This window comes from Mycobacterium kiyosense, assembly GCA_021654635.1.
GTDB classification, from domain to species: Bacteria; Actinomycetota; Actinomycetes; order Mycobacteriales; family Mycobacteriaceae; genus Mycobacterium; species Mycobacterium kiyosense.
This window is the reverse complement of sequence record AP025179.1, coordinates 5230942-5249728: the sequence shown is the minus strand read 5'-3', so window position 1 is coordinate 5249728 and position 18787 is coordinate 5230942. Positions and strand designations below refer to the sequence as shown.

The window sequence follows — 18787 nt, the reverse complement described above, 5'->3', positions numbered from 1 at the left end:
AACGCCTAGACGGAGACTGATGGTATGTCTAGGGTCTAGCGGGCGTCGTCAGCGCTCTTCTTCCCACAGCTGCTCGGTCAGATCCTGGAACGCCGCGAGCGCGAACTTGTCGTCGGCGCGCATCACCGCCGACCTGCTCATCAGCGCCCGCACCACCGAACCGTCCTTGTGCGCCAGTTCGACCACCATGTTCGCCAGCGCGTGTACAAACGACAGCAACGAGGACTCGGTGTCCGGCGCCTGGTAGAAGATCTCGTGAAACCTCAGCTTGAGCACCTCTTCGGGCTCGCAGCCGACCATCTGGGCGAACGCGGTGTTGGTGAACAGGATGCTGCCGTCTTCGGCGATGGCGAGCACCGGAACCGGGATGCGTTCGAGCACCACCAGCGCCGGCAACTCCTTCAGCGTGGTTATCGGCGATTGGCTGACTGGCCGATTCCGTCTTCGCTCCACACGGCGATTATGGCCTATGGCAGAAGTTAAGTTCACGCGACTTCACCGAAATACTTTGCCGCCACGGTTCACTCGGGCGGTTGATAGCGGGGGAACACGCCACTCGGCGGCGGCAATGCGGTCCCGGGTGTCAGCCGCCGGCCGATCGCGGTGAACGTCCGCAGGTCTGCAGGCTGGCCGAGTAACTCGAGCAGCTTGGCGGCCGAGTCCGGCATCACCGGGATGACCAGCAGCGCCGCGATGCGGACCACCTCGCAGGTGACGTAGAGGGTGGTCCGAAACCGGTCCTGGTCGGCCTCGGACACGCTCTTGCGCAACACCCAAGGCTGTTGTGCCGAAAAGTACTTGTTCGCATCGCCCAGCATCAGCCAGATCGCCTCCAGCGCCTGATGCATCGCCTGGGCGTCGAAGTGTCCGCGCACCCGATCCAGCAGGCCGTCGGCCGTCGCCAGCAGTTCGGAGTCGGCGTCGGTGAACGCCCCGGGTTCAGGGACCACCCCGTCCAGGTTCTTGGCCACCATCGACAACGACCGCTGCGCCAGATTGCCCAACTCGTTGGCCAGGTCGGTGTTGATCCGGGTGACGATCGACTCGTCGCTGTAGCTGCCGTCCTGGCCGAACGGAATCTCCCGCAACAAGAAATAGCGGACCTGATCGACTCCGAACGTGTCGACCAGAGCAACCGGGTCGACGATGTTGCCCACCGACTTGCTCATCTTCTCGCCCCGGTTGTGCAGGAATCCGTGCGCGAAAACCCGTCGCGGCAAATCGATTCCGGCCGACATCAGAAACGCCGGCCAGTACACCGCGTGGAACCGGATGATGTCCTTACCGATCATGTGCAGATCGGCCGGCCAAAAGCGTTGGTAGAGCGCTGAATTGGTGTCGGGGAAGCCGGCTCCGGTCAAATAGTTGGTCAGCGCGTCGACCCACACGTACATGATGTGGTCCGGGTGCCCGGGAACCTGCACACCCCAGTCGAAGGAGGTCCGGGATATCGAGAGGTCGTCCAGGCCGCCCGAGACGAAGCTGACCACCTCGTTACGCCGCGTCTCCGGCGCGATGAAGCCGGGGTTCGCCCGATAGTGAGCCAGCAGCCTGTCGGCGTACGCCGACAGCCGGAAGAAATAGGTCTGCTCCTCGGTCCAGGTCACCGGGGTCCCCGTCTCCACCGCGATCCGGCTGCCGTCCTCGAGCAGCTGGGTCTCGGACTCGACGAAGAACCGTTCGTCGCGCACCGAATACCACCCGGCGTAGTTGTCGAGGTAGATGTCGCCGTTTGCCTCCATCCGCCGCCAGATCTCCTCGGACGCCGCATGATGATCGGCGTCGGTGGTGCGGATGAACCGGTCGAAGGAGATGTTGAGCTTCTCCTGCATGCGCTGGAAGACGTCGGAGTTGCTCCGGGCCAGCTGCAAGGTCGGGATGCCGGCGGCCGCGGCGGCCTGCGCCACCTTGAGGCCGTGCTCGTCGGTTCCGGTGAGGAATCGGACGTCGAAGCCGTCGAGCCGCTTGAACCGGGCGATCGCGTCGGTGGCGATGTACTCGTAGGCGTGTCCCATGTGCGGCGCGCCGTTCGGGTAGGCGATCGCGGTGGTGACGTAGTAGGGCTTCATCGAGACTCACCCTATTGTGTGCGCGTGGGTTCCAACCGATCTGGTAAGCGAGAGGGCGCCGCCGGCGCCGGAGCCGTTGGCGCCGCTGATCGACGCACACACCCATCTGGACGCATGTGGCGCCGCCGACCGCGACGGAGTGCGCGCCATCGTCGATCGCGCGGCCGCGGTCGGGGTGGGCGCGGTGGTCACCATCGCCGACGACATGGAATCGGCGCGCTGGGTCGCAGCGGCCGCACAGTGGGATGCGCGGGTGTACGGCGCGGTGGCGCTGCACCCAACCCGCGCCGACGCGCTTACTGAGGCCACCCGCGCCGAGATCGAACAGCTGGCCGCCCAGCCGCGGATTGTCGCCGTCGGAGAGACGGGCCTGGACCTGTATTGGCCGGGCAAGCTCGACGGCTGTGCGCAGCCGGAGGTGCAGCGCGACGCGTTCGCCTGGCACATCGACCTGGCCAAGCGGCTAGGTAAGCCGCTGATGATCCACAACCGCGACGCCGACCGGCAGGTGCTCGACGTGCTGCGCGCCGAGGGTGCGCCGGACACCGTCATCTTCCATTGCTTCTCCTCGGACAGTGCAATGGCGCGCGAATGCGTGGCCGCCGGATGGTTACTGAGCCTGTCCGGGACAGTGAGCTTCCGAAATGCCCGCCAGTTGCGGGAAGCCGTTCCGCTGATACCGATGGAGCAGCTTCTGGTGGAAACCGACGCGCCGTTTCTGACTCCGCACCCCTACCGCGGCGCAGCGAACGAACCGTACTGCTTGCCCTACACCGTTCGGGCGCTGGCTGAGCTGCTCCAGCGCGCACCCGAGGAAGTGGCCGAAATCACCACCAGCAATGCCCGCCGCGCCTATGAGCTGGGCGCCGAGGGTGGATGAGCGGTCGCCGATCGCCTGCCGCGACCCCGACACGAAGGGGGTCGAGTTGCCCCGCATTGGACGGTTCGTTACCGTCTTGTGATCGAACGGGTGGGCCTGCGGGCCCATTTCGTCATTTCAGCTGAATATGGTCGAGAGCTCATCGAAGAGTTGACGCTGACGTTTGCAGTGGGTCGGGACAGACTGGGATATAGACATTGAGTTTGCTTACTAAACTTCATCAAACTGAATCACCGATGTTGCGCCTGTTGGTTGGCGCGCTGCTCGTGGCACTGATATTCGCCGGCGGCTTTGCCGTCTCCTCCTCCAAGACCGTGACCTTGACGGTCGACGGAACCTCCACGCGAGTGAGCACGATGAAGTCCCGAGTGATCGACATCGTGCAGGAGAACGGGTTCTCCGTCGGCGACCGGGACGACCTCTACCCGGCCGGCGACGTCACCGTGCCGAACGCCGCCACCATCGTGCTGCGTCGCAGCCGGCCGCTGCAGATCACGCTGGACGGCCAGAACTCGCGGCAGGTGTGGACCACCGCGTCCACGGTCGACGAGGCGCTGGCGCAGCTGGCCATGACCGACACCGCCCCCGCCGCCGCGTCGCGCGCCAGCCGCGTCCCGCTGGCGGGAATGACGCTGCCGGTGGTGAGCGCCAAGACCGTCGAGATCGCCGACGGCCCGGTGGTCCGCACGGTGCACCTGCCGGCGCCCAATGTCGCCGGGCTGCTGGCCGCGGCCGGCGCCCCGCTGCAGGACAGCGACCAGGTGGTGCCGGCGGCCAATACTCCGATCACCGACGGCATGCAGATCCAGGTCACCCGTAACCGCATCGAGCGGGTCACCGAGCGGGTCCCGCTGCCGCCCCCGGCGCGCCGCATCGAAGACCCGGAACTCAACATGAGCCGCGAGGTCGTCGAAGACCCGGGCGCCCCGGGCACCCAGGACGTGACCTTCGCGGTCGCCGAGGTCAACGGCGTCGAGACCGGACGGTTGCCGATCTCCAACTCGGTCGTCACACCGGCCCGCGAAGCGGTGGTCCGGGTCGGCACCAAGCCGGGCACCGAGGTTCCCCCCGTCAGCGACGGCGGCATCTGGGACTCCCTGGCCGGCTGCGAGGCCGGCGGGAACTGGGCGATCAACACCGGCAACGGCTTCTACGGTGGCGTCCAGTTCGACCAGGGCACCTGGGTGGCCAACGGGGGGCTGCGCTACGCGCCGCGCGCCGACCTGGCCACCCGCGAAGAACAGATCGCCATCGCCGAAGTGACCCGGCAGCGTCAGGGCTGGGGCGCCTGGCCCGTGTGCAGTGGACGAGTGGGTGCGCGCTGACGATCCGGTTGCTCGGGCGCACCGAGATCCGGCGGTTGGCCAAAGAGCTTGATTTCCGGCCACGGAAGTCGCTCGGGCAGAACTTCGTCCACGACGCCAACACGGTGCGACGGGTGGTCGCGTCCTCCGGTGTCGGCAAATCCGACGTCGTCCTAGAGGTCGGCCCCGGCCTGGGGTCGCTGACGCTGGCGCTGCTCGACCGGGGCGCGACAGTGATCGCCGTGGAGATCGACCCGGTGCTGGCGGCCCGGCTGCCGCAGACCATCGCCGAGCACTCCAACAGCGAAGTCCAGCGATTCAGCGTGGTCAACCGGGACGTACTGGGCTTACACCGCGACGACCTCCCGGAGGCGCCGACCGCGGTGGTGGCCAACCTGCCCTACAACGTCGCCGTTCCGGCGCTGTTGCATCTGCTCGCCGAGTTCCCGTCCATCCGCACGGTAACGGTGATGGTGCAGGCCGAAGTCGCCGAGCGGCTCGCGGCCGAGCCCGGCGGCAAGGAATACGGCGTGCCCGGTGTCAAGGTGAACTTCTACGGGCGAGTCCGGCGCTGCGGCACGGTGTCTCCCACGGTGTTCTGGCCCATTCCGCGCGTCTACTCGGGGCTGGTGCGCATCGACCGCTACGAAGTTTCGCCGTGGCCGACCGACGAGGCGTTCCGCAAGCGGGTCTTCGAGCTGGTCGATATCGCTTTTGCGCAGCGCCGCAAGACATCTCGCAACGCATTCGTGCAGTGGGCCGGGTCGGGGAACGAGTCGGCGAGCCGGCTGCTGGCGGCCAGCATCGACCCCGCCCGCCGGGGCGAGACGTTGTCGATCGAGGATTTCGTGCGGCTGCTGCAGCGCTCGGGTGACCTCGACGACTCACCGGGCGCCGACGCGGGGCCGGACCAGGATCCGGCGCAGATTTCGGCAGGCTGACCCGGCCCGGACGGGCGTCGTCGGGCCGCCTGGACGGTGCCACCGCGTGTGGTGCACGCGGTGCGGGGATAGTCTGCTGCGGTGGCTGGGACTGAGGGGAACACCGCCGAGTTATGGGTGCCGACTGGATCCGTCACCGTTCGGGTACCGGGGAAAGTCAACCTCTATTTGGCGGTCGGTGACCGGCGCGACGACGGATACCACGAGCTGACGACGGTGTTCCACGCCATCTCGTTGTTCGACGAGGTGACGGTCCGCAACGCCGACGTGCTCTCACTCGAGGTGGTCGGCGAGGGCGCCGACACGCTGCCCACCGACGACGGCAACCTGGCGTGGCGGGCCGCCGAACTGCTGGCCGACCACGTGGGCCGCGCCCCGGACGTGTCGATCTTCATCGACAAGTCGATCCCGGTGGCCGGGGGCATGGCGGGCGGCAGCGCCGACGCGGCCGCGGTGCTGGTGGCCATGAACGCCCTGTGGGAACTCAATCTGCCCCGCCGCGACCTGCGCCTGATGGCCTCCCAGTTGGGCAGCGACGTGCCGTTCGCGCTGCATGGCGGCACCGCGCTGGGGACCGGGCGCGGCGAAGAGCTGGCGACGGTGTTGTCGCGCAACACGTTCCACTGGGTGCTGGCGTTCGCCGACAGCGGGCTGCTGACGCCACAGGTGTATAACGAGCTGGACCGGCTCCGCGAAGTCGGGGACCCGCCGCGGCTGGACGAGCCCGGCCCGGTGCTGGCCGCCCTGGCCGCCGGCGACCCGCGGCAGCTGGCCCCGCTGTTGGGCAACGAGATGCAGGCCGCCGCGGTGAGCCTGGATCCGGCGCTGCGACGCGCCCTGCGCGCCGGGGTCGAGGCGGGCGCGCTGGCCGGGATCGTGTCCGGCTCCGGGCCCACCTGTGCCTTCCTCTGCGATTCCGCCGACGCCGCCGTCGACGTCGGCACTCAGCTGTCGGGTGCGGGCGTCTGCCGCACCGTTCGGGTTGCCACCGGTCCGGCGCCGGGTGCCCGGGTGGTGCCGGCACCCGCCAACGACGTGTGACGCCGTTTACCTAGCTGTGACATGTCACTCAAATCGTGTCTACGTTTGGCAGTTACTTAAGAGTTGCTTAAGATGAGCCGCGGTGACGAGTAGCCACGACTGAGAGCTCATCACCAAATCGAGACCTAAACGCTTCCCAATATGTATGCGTGCCTGCCTCGAAGCGAGATGTGGCAGGTGGAACATGAAAACCCGGACCTTGGGGAAGCGTTGGACCGAGGAGGTTTGCGTGAGCAGGTTTACCGAGAAGATGTTCCACAATGCCCGCACGGCGACGACGGGCATGGTGACCGGTGAACCCCACGAACCCGTCCGGCACACCTGGGGCGAGGTGCACGAGCGCGCACGCCGCATCGCCGGTGGGCTGGCCGCCGCCGGTATCGGCCTCGGCGACGCCGTCGGCGTGCTCGCCGGCTTCCCGGTCGAAATCGCCCCGACCGCGCAGGGCCTGTGGATGCGCGGGGCCAGCCTGACCATGCTGCACCAGCCCACGCCGCGGACCGACCTGGCCGTGTGGGCCGAAGACACGATGACCGTCATCGGCATGATCGAGGCCAAAGCCGTGGTGGTCTCGGAGCCTTTCACCGTCGCGATCCCGGTGCTCGAGCAGAAGGGCATCAAGGTCCTCACCGTCGCCGACCTGCTGGCGTGGCAGCCGATCGACCCGATCGAGGTCGGCGAGGACGACCTGGCGCTGATGCAGCTGACGTCCGGTTCCACCGGTTCTCCCAAAGCGGTCCAGATCACCCACCGCAACATCTACTCCAACGCCGAGGCGATGTTCATCGGGGCCGAGTACGACGTCGACAAAGACGTGATGGTCAGCTGGCTGCCCTGCTTCCACGACATGGGCATGGTCGGGTTCCTGACTATCCCGATGTTCTTCGGCGCCGAGCTGGTCAAGGTCACCCCGATGGACTTCCTGCGGGACACCCTGCTGTGGGCCAAGCTGATCGACAAGTACAAGGGCACCATGACCGCGGCGCCCAACTTCGCCTACGCACTGCTGGCCAAGCGGCTGCGCCGGCAGGCCAAGCCGGGCCAGTTCGACCTGTCCACGCTGCGGTTCGCGCTGTCCGGCGCCGAGCCTGTCGAGCCGGCCGACGTCGAAGACCTGCTGGACGCGGGCAAGCCGTTCGGTCTGCGGCCCTCGGCGATTCTGCCGGCCTACGGCATGGCCGAGACGACGCTGGCGGTGTCGTTCTCGAAGTGCAATTCCGGGCTGGTGGTCGACGAGGTCGACAACGACCTGCTGGTCGCGCTGCGCCGGGCCGTGCCCGCCACCAAGGGCAACACCCGCCGGCTGGCCACGCTGGGGCCGCTGCTGCAGGATCTGGAAGCACGGATCGTCGACGAGGACGGCAACGTGGTGCCGGCGCGGGGCGTCGGTGTCATCGAGTTGCGCGGCGAGTGCGTCACCCCCGGCTACATCACGATGGGCGGCTTCATGCCGGCCCAGGACGAACACGGCTGGTACGACACCGGCGACCTGGGCTACCTCACCGACGAAGGGCATGTGGTGGTGTGCGGCCGGGTGAAGGACGTCATCATCATGGCCGGCCGCAACATCTATCCGACCGACATCGAGCGGGCCGCCGGCCGCGTTGACGGTGTCCGTCCGGGTTGTGCGGTGGCGGTACGTCTGGACGCCGGGCATTCGCGGGAGTCGTTCGCCGTCGCGGTCGAATCGAATGCGTTCGAGGACCCGGCCGAGGTGCGGCGCATCGAGCACGATGTGGCCCACGAGGTCGTCAAGGAGGTCGACGTGCGGCCCCGCAACGTCGTGGTGCTCGGGCCCGGGACCATCCCGAAGACGCCGTCGGGCAAGCTGCGCCGGGCGAACTCGGTCACGCTGGTCACCTAGGCTGCAGCGGGCCCCGGCGGCTGGGCGCTCGCGTCGCGTGAACACAGGGCGGTTCTGACGCCTGGTTTCGCCCAGGATTCACGCGTCTGAACGCGTAGCCGGCTGTTGTGGCGTCGATTCAACCCCAGGCGTGCACGCGGTTCTGCGCGGGTTCGAGGCCCAGTTCGATCAGCAGCTCGGTGGCATCGGCAGCCTGCTCGCAGATGGTCGGGATCTCCGGGCGCTCGGTGGCGTTGAACGGCTCCAGCACGAACGCCGCCGGATCCTTGCGTCCGGGCGGACGGCCGATTCCGATACGCACCCGCTGAAAGTTCTTGCTGCCCAACGCGGCAGCCAGCGAACGCAGCCCATTGTGGCCGCCTTCACCGCCGCCCAGCTTCAGCCGGATGCGGCCGAAATCCAGGTCGAGGTCGTCATGAATGACGACGACGTCGGCGGGCGGCACCGAATAGAACTTCGCCAGCGGCCCCACCTGTCGCCCGGATTCGTTCATGTAGCAGCGTGGCTTGGCCAGCACCACCGCGCGTCCGCCCAGCCGGCCGGTGCTCACCTCGGCACCAGAGCGCTTGTGCGCCTTGAACTTTGCGCCCAGCCGGGCCGCGAGCACATCGGCGACCATGAACCCGACGTTGTGCCGGGTTCGGGCGTAGTTCTCGCCCGGTTGCCCAGGCCGACCACCAGCAGCGGTTCGGCCACGTCGCGCTACTCGGACTCGGCTTCGGCCTCGGCAGCAGGCTCGCCTTCGGCCTCTTCGCCGGCCGCTGCCCCGGCCGCCGCGCCTTCCTCGCCGGCGCCCTCTTCGGCCAGATCCTCGGCCGTCGGCGCCTGCACCACGTTGACCACCAGCAGCTCGGGGTCGGAGACCAGCGAGACGCCGTCGGGCAGCTGGATCTGGCCGGCGGTGAACTGGGTGCCGGCCGCGGCACCCTCGACCGAGATGGTCAACTGCTCGGGAATCGACAGCGCCTCGGCCTCGATCTCGATGGCGTTGGCGTCCTGGGTGACCAGGGTGTCCGGCCCGGCCTCACCTTCGACGATGACGTTCACCTCGACGTTGACCTTCTCGCCGCGCCGCACCACCAGCAGGTCGGCGTGCTGGATGCTGCGCTTGATCGGGTGGATGTCGAGGGCCTTGGTCAGCGCCAGCTGCTCCTTGCCGTCGATGCTCAGGGTCAGCACGGCGTTGGTGCCGGAGTGCCGCAGCACGGCCGCGAAGTCGTGGCCAGGCAGCTCGAGGTGCTGGGGGTCGGCGCCGTGGCCGTACAGCACGGCGGGAATCTTGCCTTCGCGACGGGCGCGGCGCGAGGCGCCCTTGCCGGTCTCGGTACGCACCGTGGCGGGAAGCTGGTTGACGGTGGCTTTAGCCATAAAAGTCGCTCCTGTGTGTAGGGCACGGCCAGGATCGCGACGAATCTGTCGGTCTCCGTCGATAACGGTGCTGGTCTAGCCGGTGCACCCTCGCCGTGACGCCCGGTCAGGTTACCCCAGCAGCGCGAGCAGACGCAAAAGCCCCTTCGAGCAGGCGATTCGAGGCACCTTTGGGTTTGCTCGGCACGGGCTCAGAGCGGGAATTTCGTGTCGGTGAGTTGCTCGGACAGCTCCCACAGCGCGGTGGCGGTCTGGCCATCTTTCGCCGCCCGGCTGCGGCCGACCGCTTGGGTGCGGCCCCACTGGCCGAATCGGGGACCGATGAAGGTGTCGCCGGGCAAGTCCTGGGAGGCCGCATACAGGGTCTGCCGGGCGCCGAAGTCCGCTTCGGTGGCGATCAGTCTCGTCGCCGCCGAGACGACGGCGTCCCCGAGCTTGCGTCCGGAGGCGCCCTGCAGGTTGGTGTGCGAGTAACCGGGATGGGCCGCCAGCGCGCGCAGTTTGGAGCCGGCCGCGTCGAGCCGGCGCTGCAGTTCGCTGGTGAACAGCAGGTTGGCCAGCTTGGACTGGCTGTAGGCCAGCCACGGCGAATACCGGCGGTGCTGCCAGTTGAGGTCGTCGAGGTTGATCCGGCCGGGGTAGTGCGCCATCGACGACACCGTGACGACCCGGTCGGTCAGCTTGGGCAACAGCAGGTTGGTCAGCGCGAAATGGCCCAGGTGGTTGGTGCCGATCTGGCTTTCGAAACCGTCCTTGGTCAGCGTGAACGGCGCGGCCATGATGCCGGCGTTGTTGATCAGGATGTCGGCGGCGTCGACGCCCTCGGCGAACGCCCGCACCGACGACAGGTCCTGCAGGTCCAGCGCACGCACTTGCACGTCGCCGGCGATTCCTGCTGCCGCCTTCTCGCCCTTCTCGGTGTTGCGGACGGCCATCACGATCGTTGCGCCGACCCGGGCCAGCTCGCGGGCCGTGATCGCGCCCAGGCCACTGTTGGCTCCGGTGATGATGACGGTGCGTCCGGCGAAGGAGGGAAGATCAGCTGCGGTCCAAGTCATGTCCCCACTGTATGCAGCGGTCGAACTCGAGCGGCAGGCTCAGGGGTCCGGTGATCCCGGCCATCCCCGGCCACCGGCCCGAACCGGCCAGGCGCGGGTTGGGCATGCGTGCGGTGATCACTCGCAGCGCCTCGGTCAGCTCCAGTCGGGCCAGGTGCGCGCCCAGGCAGTAGTGCACGCCACCGCCGAAACTGAGGATGGCCGCCGGGTTGCGGCGAGTGATGTCGAGTTCGTCGGGATCGTGGTGGGCTGCGGGGTCGCGGTTGGCGGAGGCGGTGTTGGCCACCACCAGCGTGCCGGCCGGAATCGGCAAGCCGCCCAGCTCGATGTCCTCGGCGGCTTGCCGGATGACCCCGAAAATGATTGGGCTGTAACGAATCAGCTCATGGACGGCGTCGGCAGCGGATTCGGGTTGGCGGGCCACCATCGCCCACTGATCCGGATGGGCGGCCAGCGTTTGTACCGCCGCGGCGAGCTGGTTGCGGGTGGTGTCGGTGCCCGCACCGAGCAGTGTGCCGCACAGCATCAGCAGTTCGTCGCGGGTGAGGCGGTCGCCGTCGTCTTCGGCGCGGATCAGATCGGAGACCAGGTCGTCGGTCAGCGAATTGCGCCGCGTTGCGATCAGGTCCTTGAGGTAGGCGTCCAACGCGTTCCACGCGGCGAGGATCCGCGGCGCGTCCTCGGCGACGGTGGGCTCGAACACCTTCTTGATGTCTTCGGTCCAGGCGGAGAACGGCTGCCAGTCTTCGGGCGGGGCGCCCAGTAGCGCGCTGATGATCGGGGTGGGGTAGGGCCGGGCGATATCGGCGACGACGTCGCAATGCCCGTCCTCGATGTCGTCGATTAGCCCGGTGACGATCTCGACGGACAAGGGAGCGCAGCCGCTCGGCGGCGCGGGGAGAGAACGCTTTGGACACCAAGCGGCGCAACCGGTGGTGCTCCACCCCGTCCATGCCCAGGATGTTGCGCACCGCCCGCTCCCACAACGGGCCGGAGGTGATGCCGAAGGTGCCCAATCCCAGGCCGTCGGCGGTGACGAACCGGTCGTCCCGCAATACGGTGCGGACCAGTTCATAGGTCAGCACCTCGGGCCCGTACGGCCCGATGGCGATCGGGGACTGGGCGCGGGCCGCGGCGATGACCCGGTGTGCGTCCGCTGGATCGGTGAGGTGGTGGTAGGCGATGGTGGGGCAGTCGAGTGCGGTGGTGGTAGTCATGGCAGCGACTATCCGGCGTTTGAGAGCCGAAAATATCCGCCGCAGCGCGTAGTTTGCCGGCGCCGGTGCGCGTATATGCGCGCTTAGGCGGATGTATTGCCCGCGTTGCGGGCGTGATGCTGGCTACCATGAGCCAACACACGGAGATACCAACGCTGAGCTGGAGCTTGAGTGAGTTGCTGCCGACCGGGACGGTGACGTTGCTGCTGGCCGACGTCGAGGGCTCGACGCGGCTGTGGGAGACCCAGCCCGAGCAGATGACGGCCGCGTTGGGCTTGCTGAATCGCGCCGTCGACGAGGCCGTCGCCGGGCATGGCGGGGGTGCGACCGGTGGAGCAGGGCGAGGGCGACAGTTTCGTGGCTGCTTTTGCCTGCGCATCTGACGCCGTAGCCTGCGCGCTGGCGTTGCAGCGTGCCCCGCTGGCGCCGATCCGGATCCGGATTGGGTTGCACGCCGGTGAGATTCAGTTGCGTGACGAGGGCAACTACGCTGGGCCGACGATCAACCGGGCGGCGCGGGTAAGGGATCTGGCGCATGGTGGGCAGACGGTGTTGTCGGGGGTTACCGCGGAGTTGGTGGCCGACCGTCTGCCCGACGGGGTGTGGCTGACCGATCTGGGTAGCTATCCGCTGAAAGGTGTGCCGCGTCCGGAGCGGGTGGTGCAGTTGTGTCATCCGGCTTTGCGTAACGAGTTCCCGCTGCTGCGGGTGCGTAGCGCTACAGCGTCACACAACCTTCCGGCGCAACTTACGAGTTTCGTTGGTCGCCAGGCACAGATCGCCGAGCTGGGCTCGATCATCACCGGCAATCGGTTGGTGACGTTGACCGGTGCCGGCGGAGTGGGCAAGACGCGGTTGGCGGTCGAGGTCAGTGCCCAACTGACCGCCGACTTCGGCGACGGGATCTGGTATGTCGACCTGGCGCCGCTGACCAATCCCGCTATGGCTGTGATTACCGTCGCGCGCACCTTCGGGTTACCCGATCAGCCGGGGCTGTCCACCATGGACACGGTGAAGCGGTTCATCGGCGAGAAGACAGTGCTGCTGGTGCTCGACAACTGCGAGCACCTGCTTGACGTGTGTGGATCGATTGTCGTTGAATTGCTTGGAAGTTGCCCGTACTTGGCGATTCTGACTACCAGCCGCGAGCCACTGGCGGTGCCCGGTGAAATCGCCTGGCGGGTGCCGTCGCTAGCGCTTGACGACGAGGCCGTCGAGTTGTTCGCCGACCGCGCCCGCCGGGCTCGCGCGGATTTCGTTGTCGGCGAGAACAACCGCGCGTTGGTGGGTGAGATTTGCGAACGTCTGGACGGCATGCCGTTGGCCATCGAGCTTGCCGCGGCACGTATTCGGGCGCTGTCGCTCCAGCAGATCGTCGACAGCCTGCACGACCGGTTTCGATTGTTGACCGGCGGTGCGCGCACCGCGGTGCGCCGTCAGCAGACGCTGCGGGCCTCGGTGGATTGGTCGCATGCGTTGCTCACCGAACCTGAGCGGGTGCTGTTGCGCCGGTTGGCGGTGTTCGCCGGCGGGTTCGATCTCGACGCCGCCCAGCCGGTGGGTGCCGGCAGCGAGGTCGAGGGCTATCAGCTGATGGACCAGCTTGGCCTGCTGGTCGACAAATCTCTTGTGGTGGCTGATGAATCGGACACCGGGATGCGTTACCGGCTACTTGAGACCGTGCGCCAGTACGCGCAGGAGAAGCTCGGTGAATCCGGCGAGGCCGACCAGGTGCGAACGCGTCACCGCGACTACTACACCGCCGCGGCCGCCGAGTTCGCCTCGCGCGGCCACTCCGCCGATGACGAATTGGTCCGTTGGGCACAGACCGAGATCGACAATCTGCGGGCGGCCTTCGCGTGGAGCTGCGAGAAATCCGAACTGGAGACAGCACTTCAGCTCATATCGTCGTTGCGGCCGCTGTGGTTACACACGGGCCGAGCCGAGGAGGCGCTGACCGGTCTTTCCTACATCCTGGCCGACGATGATCATTCGGGAATAACACCGGCGGTGTGGGCGGGCGCGGTGGCTTATTACAGCATCCTCGCGTCGTGGGTCGGCATTCCTTTGGGGTGGGCCCGACCGCAGGATGCGCTGGCGACCGCGCGTGAAATCGGTGACCCTGTGCTGATTACCCAGGCGCTCATCGCCTGCGGAATGGTGTGCGTCTACGCGCCCGGACTCTCCGAGCCCTACTTCGCCGAGGCAGTCGAGCTGGCCGTCGCGACCGGTGATCGGTGGAACCTGTGCCAAATCTTCAGTTACCAGGCGGTTGCAGCGGCTATGGCCGGAGAGCCGTTCGCGGCGATAGCCGCCGCCGAACAAGGACTTGACCTCGCCGACGCGATCGGTGACCGGTTCTTCTCAAGAAACTGCCGCGCCTGGCTGGGAATTTCGTTGACACTGCATGGCAATCCGGCCGCCGGCGCTAAAGTTGCCCGGTCCGCGGCCGAGGAAGCCGGGGAGGCCGGCAACCACATCCTGACGGTGTTCGGTTACGTGAGCCTCAGCGTATCGCTTTCGGCGCAGGGTCAATCAGCTGCTGCGCGGGCCGCAGCGCAGTCGGCCCTGAACACCGCGAACGCGATAGGTGGCTACCTCGCCGACGCGGTCTACGGGGTGCTCGTCTATGCCGCTCTTGCCGAAGGCGATGCCACGGCGGCGATGACCGCAGTCGAGATGGCGTTTCGCAATACGAATCCGATGCGCGAATTGTTAACGAGGAGTATCACTATGGCGCCCGAAGCGGCGTTGGCTCGTGGTGACCTGGTCGCCGCGCGTCGCTGGGCGGACGAAGCGGTCGCGCTAGTACCGGGCTGGTACCGGGCGGAGGCGCTCCTGTCTCGAGCGTATATCGCGTTGGCCCAAGGTGATCCGGGGCAGGCGGAGCGCGACGCCCATGAAGCCCTCGCTGTCGCCACCAGCGCTCAAGCCTATCTGCGGGTCGACGACACACTGGAATGCCTTGCTCGCCTTGCGGCCGGCGAGGAGAGCACCGGGTACGCGGCGCGTCTGCTCGGCGCCGCCGATGCCATCCGGCGACGCATGGAACATCCCCGCCTTCCCATGCATCAGCCCGATTATGAGGTGACGGTAGCGTCGGTGCGAGAGTCATTGGGGCAGGATGTTTTTGACTCCGCCTGGGCCGAGGGCGCCGCGCTGTCCACGGAGGAGGCCATCGCCTATGCGCAGCGCGGCCGCGGTCAACGCAAGCGCCCTGCCACCGGCTGGGGGTCGCTGACGCCGATGGAACTCGATGTGGTGCGGCTGGTGGCAGAAGGCTTGGGCAACAAGGAGATCGGCGCGCGGCTGTTCGTCTCACCCCGCACCGTGCAGACCCACCTCACCCACGTCTACGCCAAACTGGGCCTGGCCTCCCGGGTGCAGCTGGTCCAAGAAGCGGGTCGCCACTAGGGCGCTATTTCTTGGCGACCACGAACCCGCGGATGATCGCCTCGACGTCGTTGGACTCCGCCACCGCCTGCCCGTCGAAGCTGGTGATGTTCAGCTGAACCAGATACCGCTGGTTGTCCGGGCCGGAACCGGTGGCCAGCACCACCCGTTGCCAGCTGCGCATCCGCGCACCCTTGAGTTCATAAGTGCCCTGCACCATCGACGAGGGAAAGCCGTTGAAGTCGGCCTCGGAGCCGTCGAGCCGGCGAAAGCCTTGCGGCAGATCGGCATTGGCGTGCTTGATCGCCTCGGTTGGGTTGAAGTCGCCGCGCAGCCGAAGCACGATCAGAATGGCAGCCGGATAGTTGTTCCCCTTGGAGATCACCACGGCCTTGGGCGCGGTCTTCGCGTCGGGCTCCCGTGGTCCCCAGGCCGGTGGGGTGGGCATCGAGACCGTCAGGTCGGTCAGCTCACCCGGTGAGACCGGAATGCCGGTGACGCCCTCGCTGTCGAGGTACTTCGACAGCGGCACGATCGGTGTCGTCGGGGCGGCCGAGACGCTGCTGGTGGTCGAACTGGTCGTCCAGATCGACTGGTAGTCGGGGCTTTTCGGTCCACACGCCACCAGTGTCATGGCCAGGCAGAGGATTACTGCCGCGCGTGCCTGAATTGCCCGAAACGTCACAGAATCTCGCGTACCGCGTCGATAGGACGGGCCAGCCGGGTGCCTTTCGGTGTGACGACGAACGGTCGTTCGATCAGGATCGGGTGCTCGGCCATCGCGTCGAGCAATTTCTCGTCATCGGCGTCGGCCAGCCCGAGTTCGGTATACAGCGCCTCCCGCTTGCGCACCGCGGCACGCACCTCGATGCCGGCATCGCGGATCATCCGCACCAATTCGTCCCGGGACGGGGGCGTCTTCAGATAATGCACGATTTCCGGCTCGAATCCGTTGTCGCGCAACAAATCCAGTGTCTTGCGGGAGGTGCTGCACTTGGGGTTGTGGTAGATGACGGTGTGACCCGAGCCCATCTATGCGTCTCCGTCGAAAAGTCCTGTTACCGAGCCATTTTCGAAGACCGCGCGGATGGTGCTGGCCAACAGCGGTGCGATGGACAGCACGGTGAGTTGGGGGAAACGCTTCTCCTCGTTGATCGGCAGCGTATTTGTCACGATCACCTCGCGGGCTCCGCAGCCGGCCAGGCGCTCGGCGGCCGGGTCGGACAGCACCCCGTGGGTGGCCGCGATGATCACATCCTTGGCGCCGTCGTCGCGCAACAACTTGACCGCGCCGGCGATGGTGCCGCCGGTGTCGATCATGTCGTCGATCAGCACGCAGGTGCGTCCGGCCACCTCACCGACCACGCGGTTGGACACCACCTGGTTGGGCACCCGGGGGTCGCGGGTCTTGTGGATAAAGGCAAGTGGAACGCCACCTAATGCGTCGGCCCATTTCTCGGCGATGCGCACCCGGCCGGAGTCCGGGGAGACCACGACCATGTTGCTGTCGGGGTAGTTGTCGCGGATGTAGCCGGTCAGCAGGTTCTGCCCGCGCATGTGGTCCACCGGGCCGTCGAAAAAGCCCTGGATCTGGTCGGTGTGCAGGTCCACGGTCACGATCCGGTCGGCGCCCGCGGTCTTGAGCAGATCGGCCACCAGTCGCGCCGAGATCGGCTCGCGGCCGCGGTGCTTCTTGTCCTGCCGGGCGTAGGGGTAGAACGGCAACACCGCGGTGATCCGTTTGGCGCTGCCCCGCTTCAACGCGTCGATCATGATCAGCTGTTCCATCAGCCAGGTGTTGACCGGCACCGGGTTGGACTGCAGCACGAAGGCGTCGCACCCGCGCACCGACTCGTTGAAGCGCACGAAGATCTCGCCGTTGGCGAAGTCGCGCGCCGTCTGCGCGGTGACGTGGACGTCGAGTTCCTTGGCCACCTGTTCGGCCAGCTCCGGGTGGGCGCGGCCGCTGAACAGCATCAGATTTTTGCGGTTATCGGTCCAGTCGTGGCTCACCGGGCTGCCTTATGTCGGGATCGGAACAGAATCAAAACAAGAACGCCCCATCGTAGCCGGGTTGCCGGAAATTGAAATCACGATGTCGGGCCGGCGTCGGGTTTGCGGTTGGCTTCTTCGGCGGCTTTAGCGGCGGCGGTCCCGGGCCGTTTGCGCTGCACCCAGTTCTCGATGATGCGTTGCGGACCCGCCGACACCGCCAGCGCACCCGGCGGCACATCCTCGCGGATCACCGTCCCGGCGCCCGTGTACGCGCCGTCGCCGACGGTGACCGGCGCGACGAACATGGTGTCCGAGCCGGTGCGCACGTGGGAGCCGATCGTGGTGCGGCTCTTGGTGGTGCCGTCGTAGTTGACGAACACGCTGGACGCGCCGATGTTGCTGTGCTCGCCGATGTCGGCGTCACCGACGTAGGTGAGGTGCGGCACCTTGGTCCCGGTGCCGATGGTGGCGTTTTTCACCTCGACGAAAGCGCCCAGCTTCCCGTCGGCGCCGAGCACCGATCCGGGCCGCAGGAAGGTGAACGGGCCGACGGTGGCGCCGTCGCCGATGGTCGACTCCGAGCCGTGGGTGCGGATCACCGAGGCGCCGGCGCCCACGCAGACGTCGGTCAACGTGGTGTCCGGGCCGATGACGGCGTGGTCGGCGATCTGGGTGCGTCCGTGCAGTTGGGTGCCCGGGTGGATGACGGTGTCGCGCCCGATCGTCACGTCGACGTCGATCCAGGTGCTCGCAGGGTCGATGACGGTGACGCCGGCCAGCTGGTGGGCGGCCACGATCCGGCGGTTGAGTTCGGCGCCCAGTTCGGCGAGCTGCACACGGTTGTTGACGCCGGCCACCACGGCGCTGTCGTCGATGTGGCGGGCGCTGACGGTGTAACCATCGCGGCGCAGGATGGCGACGACGTCGGTGAGGTAGAGCTCCTGCTGGGCGTTGTTGGAGCTCAGCCGGGTCAGCGCCGAGCGCAGCGCGGCGATGTCGAAGGCGTAGACGCCGGTGTTGACCTCGCGGATGCCGCGCTGCGACGGGGTGGCGTCGGTCTGCTCGACGATCGCCATCACCTCATTGTCCTGGGTGCGCAGGATGCGGCCGTAGCCGTGCGGGTCGTCGAGCGTGGTGGTCAGCACGGTGACCGCGGCCTTGCCGGTTGGTTGGGCGGCGTTGTGGGCGGCGATCAGGTCGGCCAGCGTGTCGGCGTCCAGCAGTGGGGTGTCGCCCGCGGTGACGACCACGGTGCCCGCGTAGTCGTCGGGCAGTGCGGACAGCCCGCACAACACCGCGTGTCCGGTGCCCTGTGGTTTGTCCTGCAGCGCGACGTCGATGGTGCGGCCGAGGGTGTCGGCCAGCTCGGCCACCAGCGGGGAGATCCGCTGGTGGTCGTGGCCTAGGACCACGACCAGATGCTGAGGCGCCAGCTTGGTCATTGTGTGCAGCGAGTGCGACAGCATGCTGCGGCCGCCGAGCGTGTGCAGCACCTTGGGGGTGTCCGAGCGCATCCGGGTGCCGGGCCCGGCGGCCAGCACCAGGACCGCGGTGTCGGTGTCACCACGAAACGTCATCAACTCTCCTCACGTTTCGGCCGAGCGTCCGCAAATGCACGCGGATACGCCGCTAAGGGTGACATTTTGGGGACGCTCGG

The 18787-nt window shown here is 67.3% G+C and carries 13 protein-coding genes and 3 pseudogenes; 6 read left to right on the top strand and 10 right to left on the bottom strand.

The window, feature by feature from the left end; translation table 11 throughout:
• Positions 1-48: 48 nt before the first annotated feature.
• Both L6444_RS24610 and metG read right to left on the bottom strand, forming a co-directional pair.
• Complete coding sequence (locus L6444_RS24610) at positions 49-414, bottom strand: PAS domain S-box protein (protein WP_236984410.1); 366 nt, start codon at positions 412-414, stop codon at positions 49-51.
• Between the two features lie 107 nt (positions 415-521).
• Positions 522-2069 (bottom strand): methionine--tRNA ligase, encoded by a 1548-nt coding sequence (metG, locus tag L6444_RS24605; RefSeq protein WP_236977769.1) that lies wholly within the window; start codon positions 2067-2069, stop codon positions 522-524.
• Between the two features lie 40 nt (positions 2070-2109).
• Here metG and L6444_RS24600 point away from each other — a divergent pair, with 40 nt between their 5' ends.
• The 5 genes from L6444_RS24600 (at position 2110) to L6444_RS24580 (ending at position 8099) form a co-directional block, all read left to right on the top strand.
• Positions 2110-2949 (top strand): TatD family hydrolase, encoded by an 840-nt coding sequence (locus tag L6444_RS24600; protein WP_236984409.1) that lies wholly within the window; start codon positions 2110-2112, stop codon positions 2947-2949.
• Positions 2950-3146: 197 nt separating this feature from the next.
• Positions 3147-4274, top strand: a complete 1128-nt coding sequence (locus tag L6444_RS24595) for a transglycosylase family protein (protein ID WP_236977768.1) — start codon at positions 3147-3149, stop codon at positions 4272-4274.
• The gene (gene rsmA / locus L6444_RS24590; protein WP_370653200.1) at positions 4238-5194 is read left to right on the top strand and encodes a 16S rRNA (adenine(1518)-N(6)/adenine(1519)-N(6))-dimethyltransferase RsmA; all 957 of its coding nucleotides are present in this window, start codon (positions 4238-4240) and stop codon (positions 5192-5194) included. The genes L6444_RS24595 and rsmA overlap by 37 nt, the downstream gene beginning before the upstream one ends.
• A gap of 81 nt (positions 5195-5275) precedes the next feature.
• Complete coding sequence (locus L6444_RS24585; protein ID WP_236977766.1) at positions 5276-6235, top strand: 4-(cytidine 5'-diphospho)-2-C-methyl-D-erythritol kinase; 960 nt, start codon at positions 5276-5278, stop codon at positions 6233-6235.
• A gap of 229 nt (positions 6236-6464) precedes the next feature.
• On the top strand, positions 6465-8099 hold the full coding sequence (locus L6444_RS24580) for a fatty acyl-AMP ligase (RefSeq protein WP_236977765.1): 1635 nt from the start codon (positions 6465-6467) through the stop codon (positions 8097-8099).
• A 118-nt stretch (positions 8100-8217) separates the two neighbouring features.
• On the opposite strand, the pseudogene pth reads toward L6444_RS24580, so the two are convergent.
• From pth to L6444_RS24560, 4 genes and pseudogenes are all read right to left on the bottom strand, one after another.
• A pseudogene (gene pth, locus L6444_RS24575) lies at positions 8218-8795 on the bottom strand (aminoacyl-tRNA hydrolase).
• A 6-nt stretch (positions 8796-8801) separates the two neighbouring features.
• On the bottom strand, positions 8802-9467 hold the full coding sequence (locus L6444_RS24570; RefSeq protein ID WP_236977763.1) for a 50S ribosomal protein L25/general stress protein Ctc: 666 nt from the start codon (positions 9465-9467) through the stop codon (positions 8802-8804).
• Between the two features lie 191 nt (positions 9468-9658).
• Positions 9659-10525 (bottom strand): oxidoreductase, encoded by an 867-nt coding sequence (locus tag L6444_RS24565; RefSeq protein WP_236977761.1) that lies wholly within the window; start codon positions 10523-10525, stop codon positions 9659-9661.
• Positions 10506-11742: pseudogene (locus L6444_RS24560) on the bottom strand (cytochrome P450). Before L6444_RS24560 ends, L6444_RS24565 begins: the two are co-directional and overlap by 20 nt.
• A 116-nt stretch (positions 11743-11858) precedes the next feature.
• Between L6444_RS24560 and L6444_RS24555 the strand changes: the two are divergent.
• Positions 11859-15156 (top strand): annotated as a pseudogene (locus L6444_RS24555) (LuxR C-terminal-related transcriptional regulator).
• Between the two features lie 4 nt (positions 15157-15160).
• Here L6444_RS24555 and L6444_RS24550 read toward each other — a convergent pair.
• The 4 genes from L6444_RS24550 to glmU all read right to left on the bottom strand — a co-directional run bounded on the left by L6444_RS24550 (position 15161) and on the right by glmU (position 18707).
• The gene (locus L6444_RS24550; RefSeq protein WP_236984407.1) at positions 15161-15769 is read right to left on the bottom strand and encodes an LpqN/LpqT family lipoprotein; all 609 of its coding nucleotides are present in this window, start codon (positions 15767-15769) and stop codon (positions 15161-15163) included.
• 47 nt (positions 15770-15816) lie between these two features.
• Positions 15817-16167 carry an arsenate reductase (glutaredoxin) gene (gene arsC, locus L6444_RS24545; protein WP_236977760.1) on the bottom strand — a complete coding sequence of 117 codons (351 nt, stop codon included), beginning with the start codon at positions 16165-16167 and terminating at the stop codon, positions 15817-15819.
• A complete protein-coding gene (locus L6444_RS24540) occupies positions 16168-17148 on the bottom strand; it encodes a ribose-phosphate diphosphokinase (protein ID WP_236977759.1) in 981 nt (326 codons plus the stop codon).
• Between the two features lie 77 nt (positions 17149-17225).
• The gene (gene glmU / locus L6444_RS24535) at positions 17226-18707 is read right to left on the bottom strand and encodes a bifunctional UDP-N-acetylglucosamine diphosphorylase/glucosamine-1-phosphate N-acetyltransferase GlmU (RefSeq protein WP_236977758.1); all 1482 of its coding nucleotides are present in this window, start codon (positions 18705-18707) and stop codon (positions 17226-17228) included.
• Positions 18708-18787 lie beyond the last annotated feature (80 nt).